Annotated in this window: 6 protein-coding genes; 5 read left to right on the top strand and 1 reads right to left on the bottom strand. The window is 73.2% G+C overall.

Annotated features, from left to right (window positions below; all coding sequences use genetic code 11):
* The first annotated feature begins 384 nt into the window (after positions 1-384).
* The 3 genes from glmS to BIU96_RS12705 all read left to right on the top strand — a co-directional run bounded on the left by glmS (position 385) and on the right by BIU96_RS12705 (position 3,870).
* Positions 385-2,199, top strand: coding sequence for a glutamine--fructose-6-phosphate transaminase (isomerizing) (gene glmS / locus BIU96_RS12715; protein WP_071292992.1), 1,815 nt, complete (start codon positions 385-387; stop codon positions 2,197-2,199).
* Between the two features lie 159 nt (positions 2,200-2,358).
* On the top strand, positions 2,359-3,087 hold the full coding sequence (locus tag BIU96_RS12710) for a M50 family metallopeptidase (protein WP_071292991.1): 729 nt from the start codon (positions 2,359-2,361) through the stop codon (positions 3,085-3,087).
* A gap of 249 nt (positions 3,088-3,336) precedes the next feature.
* Positions 3,337-3,870 carry an NUDIX hydrolase gene (locus BIU96_RS12705; RefSeq protein ID WP_071292990.1) on the top strand — a complete coding sequence of 178 codons (534 nt, stop codon included), beginning with the start codon at positions 3,337-3,339 and terminating at the stop codon, positions 3,868-3,870.
* A gap of 206 nt (positions 3,871-4,076) precedes the next feature.
* On the opposite strand, the gene BIU96_RS12700 is transcribed toward BIU96_RS12705, so the two are convergent.
* Entirely contained in the window at positions 4,077-5,291 is a 1,215-nt protein-coding gene (locus tag BIU96_RS12700; RefSeq protein WP_071292989.1) for an amidohydrolase family protein, read from the bottom strand.
* A 102-nt stretch (positions 5,292-5,393) separates the two neighbouring features.
* Here BIU96_RS12700 and BIU96_RS12695 point away from each other — a divergent pair, with 102 nt between their 5' ends.
* Together BIU96_RS12695 and BIU96_RS12690 are read left to right on the top strand one after the other, a co-directional pair.
* Positions 5,394-6,791 carry an O-acetylhomoserine aminocarboxypropyltransferase/cysteine synthase family protein gene (locus BIU96_RS12695; protein WP_071292988.1) on the top strand — a complete coding sequence of 466 codons (1,398 nt, stop codon included), beginning with the start codon at positions 5,394-5,396 and terminating at the stop codon, positions 6,789-6,791.
* A gap of 2 nt (positions 6,792-6,793) precedes the next feature.
* The coding region (locus tag BIU96_RS12690) for an LLM class flavin-dependent oxidoreductase (RefSeq protein ID WP_071292987.1) at positions 6,794-7,949 on the top strand (1,156 nt) is incomplete at its 3' end.

Here is a 7,949-nt window from a genome sequence, read left to right as displayed (position 1 = left end):
CACCGTGCCTCCAGTCCGTCTTTTCGTGCGTCCTCCCCCTTTTCCCGGCTCCGCGCGGGGGTTGCGGGACTCCGCACGCGGCCGCACCGGATGGCCCCCGGAGCGCGAGGAACCGCAAGAGCGGGCGACGACTGTTGCCGTGTCACCCTCCCCGGGTGAGGCTTCTCCTGCACCGACCGCCGTTCCCCTCCCAGGGGACAGCCCGTGGTACCCCGTCCGGTACCCGAACCGTCGGCCGCGGACGCCGCCGTCCGTCCTCGCCTGATCCGAGGACGGGCGCCGGCCCCGGTCGACGGCCCCGGACGCACGGCAGACCCGACGGCGGTCGGTGCCGCACCACTCCCCCGAACTCCCCGCTGCTCTCCCCACCCGAAGGGACCCCAGATGTGCGGCATCATCGCGGCCCGCGTCTCCGACGACGCGACGCCCTACCTGCTCGACGGACTCGAACGCCTCGAGTACCGCGGCTACGACTCCGCGGGGGTCGCCGTCCGGACCGCCACCGGCGGGACCGAGACCATCCGGTCCGTGTCGCGTGTCGGTGACCTGCGGACGCTCGTCGCCGCACGATCCGGGGACGCCCTCACCGGCACCGGCATCGGCCACACCCGCTGGGCCACCCACGGCATCGTCCGCGAGGCGAACGCCCACCCGCACGCCGACTGCTCCGGCCGGATCAGCATCGTGCACAACGGCATCGTCGAGAACGCCGACCGCCTGCGGGCGAACCTCGAGCGGCAGGGACACGTGTTCGCGTCCGACGTCGACTCCGAGGTCATCGCGCACCTCGTCGAGCGGGCCCTCGCCGTCGACCCCGACCTGATGCTCGCGGTGCAGATCGCGACCGCGCAGCTCGAGGGGTCGTGGGCGATCGTCGTCCTCGACGCCCGGGACGGCCGCATGGTCGCCGCCGCCGACCGCTCCCCGCTCGTCGTGGCCCGCTCCGCACGCGGTGACTTCGTCGCCAGCGACATCGGCGCGATCGCCGAGTGGTGCGAGACCTTCGTCGCCCTCCGCGACGGTGACGTCGTCGAGCTCGGTGAGGCGTGGACCTGGTCCTCCGCCGGTGTGACCGTGCCGGTGCCCTTCCCGACGCCCGCGCCGTTCGCCGGTGCCGCGCTCGACCTCGGCGACCACCCCGACCACATGGCGAAGGAGATCGAGGAGCAGCCCGCCGTGGTGGCCTCGATCCTCGACCGCGTGGCCCGCCGCGCCGCCGACGGCAGCATGTGGGTCGGACTCGGCCTGCCCGGCTTCCACCGGCTCGCGATCGTCGCCTGCGGGACCTCGCTCAACGCCGGGCAGGTGATCGCCACCGCCCTGCGCGGGATCGGCGGCGTGCCCACCGACATCGTCGTCGCGAGCGAAGCGGAGCAGGTCGTGCTCGGCCCGGGCACCCTGGTCGTCGCGATCAGCCAGTCCGGCGAGACCGCGGACGTCCTCCGTGCGCTCGACCGGTTCGAGGACCGGCACCCGGTGCTCGCGCTCACGAACAACGTGCACTCGTCGCTCGCCCGCCGCGCCGACGCGGTGCTCGACTGCCACGCCGGCCCCGAGATCGGCGTCGCGGCCACGAAGACCTTCACCGCGCAGGTGGTCGTCGGCGTCGCCGCGATGATCTCGGCGCTCGTCGCGTCGGGCCGGATCGACGCCGCCCGGGCCGCCGCGCTGGTGGCCGAGCTCACCGACCTGCCGGCCCGGATCGAGCACGCCGCCGAGATCGCCGCCGACCGGATCCCGCTCCTGGTGTCGAGCGTCCGGGAGGCCACCGGCTTCCTGTTCCTCGGCCGCGGTGCCGGGCTGCCGTACGCCGCCGAGGGTGCCCTCAAGCTCAAGGAGCTCAGCTACCGGTGGGCCGAGGCCTACCCGGCGGGCGAACTCAAGCACGGACCGCTCGCCCTCGTCGACGAGGGCACCCCGGTCGTCGTCATCGACCACGGCGAACCCCGACTGCAGGCGAACATCGCCGAGGTCCGGGCGCGCGGCGGCTTCGTCATCACCATCGGCGGCGAGGGGTCGGACATCCCGGCGCTCGGCCGACGTGCCGCCGGGGACCTCGCCTGGGGCCGCGCGACGGCACCGTGGGGTCCGCTCGAGGCCGTCGTCCCCCTGCAGATGCTCGCCCGCGAACTCGCGTTGCAGCTCGGCTGCGACGTCGACAAGCCGAGGAACCTCGCGAAGTCGGTGACGGTCGAATAGCCAGGCACATCCGCATGAACCGGCTGACGGTGTTCCTGGCCGTCCTCACCGCGCTCGCCATCATCGCGACGATCGTCGTGATCGGGGTGGCGCTGGTGCCGTCCTGGACGTCCTGAGCGTCTTCGGCTCCTCCACGGTGGGGGCTGCGATCCTGGTCCCTTGACCACCGCAGCCCCCTCCCTCGTCGCCCCGTCACTCGTGTTCGTCGCGCTGCTCGTCGGCGCGGTCATGCCCTTCGTGCCCGTCGTCGGCCGGGTGGCGCGCATCGCCGCGACCATCGCCCACGAGGTCGGGCACGCCGTCGTCGTCGTGCCGTTCGGCGGACGCATCCACCGCATCGAGCTGCACCCGGACGGGTCCGGCGAGGCCTGGGTCCAGCTCGGCCGGGTGCCGGGCGGGATCCGCTGGCTCGTGCGGGTGCTCAACCTGTACGCGGGCTACAGCGCACCGCTCTGGGCCGGCGTGCTCCTCGTCACCGGGGTGCTGCACGGGTCGCGGTGGTTGCCCGTCGTGGTGCTCGGCGTCGTCGGGCTCGTGGCGCTGGCGTTCGTCCGGAACTGGTTCGGCATCCTGGTGGTCGTCGGCTTCGACGTGCTGGCGATCTGGGTCGCGCTGCGTCCCTCGGAGACCACGGTGCTCGTCGTCGCCGCCGTCGGGGCGTTCTTCGTGGTCGACGGGCTGCGCTCGGTGGTGCAGGTCGCACGGTGGCTGCTGACCGGTGCCCGCGTGCAGACCGACTTCCACATCGCGGCGGCGGAGATGCGCGTCCCGGCGACGCTCTGGTTCGTGCTGTTCGTGGCGGTCAACGCCGTGGCGGTGTGGCTGGCGCGGGGCCCGCTCCTCGAGGTGTGGGCGACGGTTGCGGCGGGCGTGCGCGCGCTGTTCTGACGCCGCACGCGGGCCGGGCGGCGCGGGTCCGCCGTCCGTCGAAACATGTACACGCACCTTTCGCGTGCATCGATCGACTTCCCACGCGTCGTTCGACAGGTGGAACGTCGCACGATGCGCACGCATCAGCTGCGCCGAAATCGATCGACAACACACGAGTCGATCGACAGGTGGGACGTCGGAACATGCGCACGCACCGACCGCCGCCCGCACCCGCACCCGCGCCCGCTCCCCTGCGAGGATGACCGGATGCACGCCGACACCGTGACCGCCGCCCTCGCCGCCGCCCCCGCCCCACAGCGGGACCGCTTCGCCGCCTTCGTCGCCACGAACGGCGACGCGGCACTCCGGCGCGACGGCGGCCCCGAGCACCTCACCGCGTCGTGCTTCGTGTTCTCCCCCGACCTCGGCCACGTCCTGCTCTGCCTGCACCGGAAGGGCCGCTTCTGGGTGCAGTTCGGTGGCCACCTCGAGCCCGACGACCGCGACCTCGCCGACGCCGCCCGCCGCGAAGCCCGCGAGGAGTCCGGCATCGCCGACCTCGAGCTCCTCGACGAGCACGTCGTGGACCTCGACCGCCACGACCTGCACGGCGGCTTCGCCTGCGCCGCGCACTGGGACGTCGGCTTCGTCGCCCTGGTCGACCCGGCGACGGCCACCACGGTCAGCGACGAGAGCGACGACGTCCGGTGGTTCCCGCTCGACGCCCTCCCCGCCACCGTGCCCGACGGCTTCTCGGCACGGCTGGCAGCGGTGGTCCGCTCGGTCGCGTCCGGTGACTGACGACGGCCTGGAGGCGCGTGGCGGCGCCGCCACGCGCCTCCAGGCCGGTGCGTGCGCATGGTGCGACGTCCCACGCGTCGATCACCCGGTGGTTCGTCGTCGCATGCGCGCGCACCGGATGCATGCGCATACTGCGACGTCCCACGTGTCGATCGACTCGTGCGATGTCGCAGACGGCGCGGAGCCCGCTCGCGCGCCCTCCCGCGTCACTCCCAGGGGTGCTGCGCCAGCTCCGCGGGGTCGAACACCCGGCCGCCCGCGACGACGAGCGACCGCGGCACCCGGCGGACCAGGGCGTCCATCGGGTTCTCGGCGTCGACGAGCACGACGTCGGCGCGGGCCCCCGCGACGAGGTCGTGCTCCTCGTCGGTGACGAACCGGGCACCCTCGCGCGAGGCGATCTCGACCACCCGCACCAGGTCCTCGTCCCGCACGACCCCACCGGCCCGCGCGTACTGCCACGCGATGCCGAGCAGGTCGCCGTCCCCGTAGGGGCTCCAGAGGTCGCGGATGCCGTCGGTGCCGAAGCCGAAGCGGACCCCGGCCGCGTCGAACTCGTGCAACGGCAGCTGCTTGAGCCGGACCGGGGCGACGGTCGTCATCGTGACGCCCAGTGCCGCCATCCGGGCGAGCAGGTCACGGCGCCGGACCGGGTCGACGTCGACGATCGCGAAGCCGTGCGCGATGTTCACCTTCCCCGGTGCGATGCCCAACCGCTCCACTCGGTCGAGGACCAGGTCGAACGAGAACGCGCCGAGCTCGGCGGGCTCGTGCAGGTGGACGTCGATGCCGCAGCCGGTGTCGGCGGCGATGGCGAACAGGCCGTCGAGCTGTCCGACCGGGTCGCGGTCGATGAGGGACGGGTCGAGCCCGCCGATGTGGTCCGCACCGGCGAGCGCCGCCTGCCGGAGCAGGTCGAGGACGCCGGGCCGGCGGAGGACGCCGTCCTGCGGGAACGCCACGATCGACAGCTCGACCGCGCCGTCGAGCGCGGCACCGGCGGCGCGGACGGCCTCGATCCCGCGGAGCCCGACACCGAGGTCGACGTCCACGTGGGTGCGGACGCGCGTGGTGCCGGTGCGGAGGGACTCGCGGAGGACCCGGGTGGCGACGGCTTCGCCGGGGATGCCGAGCGCGTCTCGACGGGCCCGTTCGTGGGCGATGCGTCCCTCGGTGCCGCCCTCGCCGCCGTAGGACTCCCACGGGTGTCCCCACCAGCTCTTGTCGACGTGCGCGTGGGTGTTCACCAGCCCGGGGAGTGCGAGTCGCCCGCGGCCCTCGACCACGGTCGCGGTACCGTCCGGCACCGCACCGGGAGCGGTGACGGCGGCGATGCGGGAGCCCGCGACGACGACGTCGGCGCGGTCCCCTCCCCACGGTCGTACGTCACGGATGAGTAGGGTCGCGTCGTCGTCCACCATGCCTCCCATGGTGGCAGAGCGCACCGCCGTAACTCGACGCCGCAATCAGGAGCGCTGCGGCGAAGCCTGCGAGAGTACGGGCACGACGGCAGGAGGTGTCCCGTGGCGGACGATGAGCACGGTTTCGCGACCGAACAGGTGCACGGCGGGTTCGAGCCCGACGCGGGCCACGGTGCACGGGTCCCTGCGATCCACATGTCGTCGGGCTTCCTCTTCGACGACTTCGACCAGGCCCGCGACCGCTTCGCCGGCACCGACGACGGCTACACCTACACGCGGCTCGGCAACCCGACGAACGCCGACGTCGAACGCCGGGTGGCCCTGCTCGAGCGTGGCGTCGAGTCGATCCTGGTCGGCAGCGGCCAGGCCGCGGCGACGATCGCGTTCCTCGGGATCCTGCAGGCCGGCGACCACGTGGTCAGTGCCCGGAGCATCTACGAGGGCACCCGCGGCCTGCTCGTGCAGAACCTCGGCCGGCTCGGCATCGAGGTCGACTTCGTCGCGAACGCGCGCGACCTCGACGAGTGGGCGCGACTCGTCCGTCCGAACACGAAGGCGTTCTTCGCCGAGACGATCCCGAACCCGAAGAACGACGTCCTCGACATCACCGGCGTCGCGGACACCGCGCACCGTGCGGGGGTCCCCCTCATCGTCGACAACACGCTGGCGACGCCGTACCTCGTCCGGCCGGTCGAGCACGGCGCCGACATCGTCGTGCACTCGGCGTCGAAGTTCCTGTCCGGTCACGGTGCCGGCCTCGGCGGCGTGGTCGTCGACGGCGGCACGTTCGACTGGTCCGCCTCCCCCGAGCGCTGGTCCCACCTCACCAGCCCCGAGCGGTCCCTCGGGGGCCAGAGCTACGTCGAGCGCTACGGTGCTCGGGCGTACGTCGTGTTCGCGCGGGACGTCGTCGCCTCGCGCATCGGTCCCACCCCGTCGCCGTTCAACGCCTTCCTGCTGCGCCAGGGCATCGAGACGCTCAGCCTGCGGGTGGAACGCCACAGCGCGAACGCGCTGGCCGTCGCGGAGTTCCTGGACCAACAGCCGGACGTGACGAGCGTCGACCACGCGGGTCTCGCCTCCAGTCCGTACCACGACCTCGCCCAGCGCTACCTGCCGCGCGGTGCCGGCTCCGTCTTCGCGTTCACGCTGGCGGGCGGCGAAGCCGCCGCGCGCACCTTCATCGACACGGTCCAGCTGTTCAGCCGGATGACCCACCTGGGCGACGTCCGGTCGCTCATCCTGCACCCCGCCACGACGACGCACGCCGGCCGCACCCCGGAGGAACGAGCGGATCAGGGCATCGACGACGGGCTGATCCGGCTGTCGGTCGGCATCGAGGACGTCGCAGACCTCGTCCGCGACCTGGAACGCGGGTTCGCCGCCGTGCGTTCCGCAGACGGTGCCGTCGGCCTGGAGGCACGGGTCGAGTCCGCCGCGGACCTCGCGTCGCTCACGCACGCCGTTCCGCAGGACCACGTCATCGCCGAGGAGCTCTGACCATGGCCGAGCTGCAGCACTTCGGGTACTTCTTCTCGCGCGGGTTCGGCCCGCAGGCGTGGGGCCGCGCGGACTGGGACTGGGGGCACGACTGGACGAAGCCGGACCTGTACCAGCAGTCGGTCCGGGCGCTCGAACAGGCCGGCATGGACCTCGTCATCGCCGAGGACGCGATCTCGCTCGGCAACCCGTCCACCCTCGACCTGCGCATCCGGCAGGCGTACGGCGGGCCGAAGCACGACCCGCTGCTCCTCGCGCCGTACCTGTTCGCCGCGACGTCGCACATCGGCATCGCACCGACCGTCAACGCGGGCATCACGCCGCCGTACCTCGCGGCACGGCAGTTCGCCACGCTCGCGCACCTGTCCGGGTCGCGGCTCGGCATCAACGTCGTCACCGACACCGGGAGCGCGCGGCACGCCGGTCTCGAGCCGCTGCCGCACGACCAGGCCTACGACCGCGCCGAGGAGTGGATCACCTTGCTCCGTCGGCTGTGGGGCTCGTGGGGATCGTCCGGGTACGTCGGGGATCCCTCCGACTGGCACTTCGCTGACGGCGACGCCCTCGACGCGTTCCACCACGAGGGCGCGTACTTCACCGCCGACGGCCCGCTCAACGCGTTGCCCATGGGCTCCGACCCGATCGTCGTCTCCCCCGGTGGTTCGGGGCGGGGGCTCGGGTTCGCGGGGACGCACTCGGACGTCCAGCTCGCGCTCGCGCCGCTGTCCGCCGCCGCCGTGCGCGACTACCGCGCTCGTGTGATCGGTGCCGCCGCTGCCGCCGGACGGACGGCGGCCGACCTGCGCATCCTGTTCGTCCTCAAGCCCGAGATCGTGTCGTCGCCGGCCGAGGCCGACCGGATCGTCGAGGCGTCCCGGCACCCGTCCGACGACGACCTGCGCACCGCGGCGATCGCCTGGTCGAGCGACTCCGAGACCGACCTGCTCGCGCTCGACCTCGACGCGCCTGTGCCGGACGGGACCTTCGGCGACCACGTCTCCGCCGGCACGATCCGCGGGCTGCTCGGGGACACCCCGGACGCGCCGCTGCGCACGCTGCTGGAGCGCAAGGCGCGCAAGGGACGGGTGTCCTCGCGCGAGGGCTTCGTCGGGACCGCCGACGAGTTCGCCGACTTCATCGAGGAGCTCGGCGCCGACG

Origin of the sequence: Curtobacterium sp. MCBA15_008, assembly GCF_001865065.1 — a bacterium.
Lineage (GTDB): Bacteria > Actinomycetota > Actinomycetes > Actinomycetales > Microbacteriaceae > Curtobacterium.
The sequence above is the reverse complement of the archived record's forward strand: the minus strand, read 5'-3'. Positions and strand labels throughout refer to the sequence as shown.

Bases quoted from the DNA above. Each gene is read 5' to 3' on its own strand.
- glmS (WP_071292992.1), top strand. From the start codon at position 385: ATGTGCGGCATCATCGCGGCCCGCGTCTCCGACGACGCGACGCCCTAC.
- BIU96_RS12705 (WP_071292990.1), top strand. From the start codon at position 3,337: ATGCACGCCGACACCGTGACCGCCGCCCTCGCCGCCGCCCCCGCCCCA.
- BIU96_RS12700 (WP_071292989.1), bottom strand. From the start codon at position 5,291: ATGGTGGACGACGACGCGACCCTACTCATCCGTGACGTACGACCGTGG.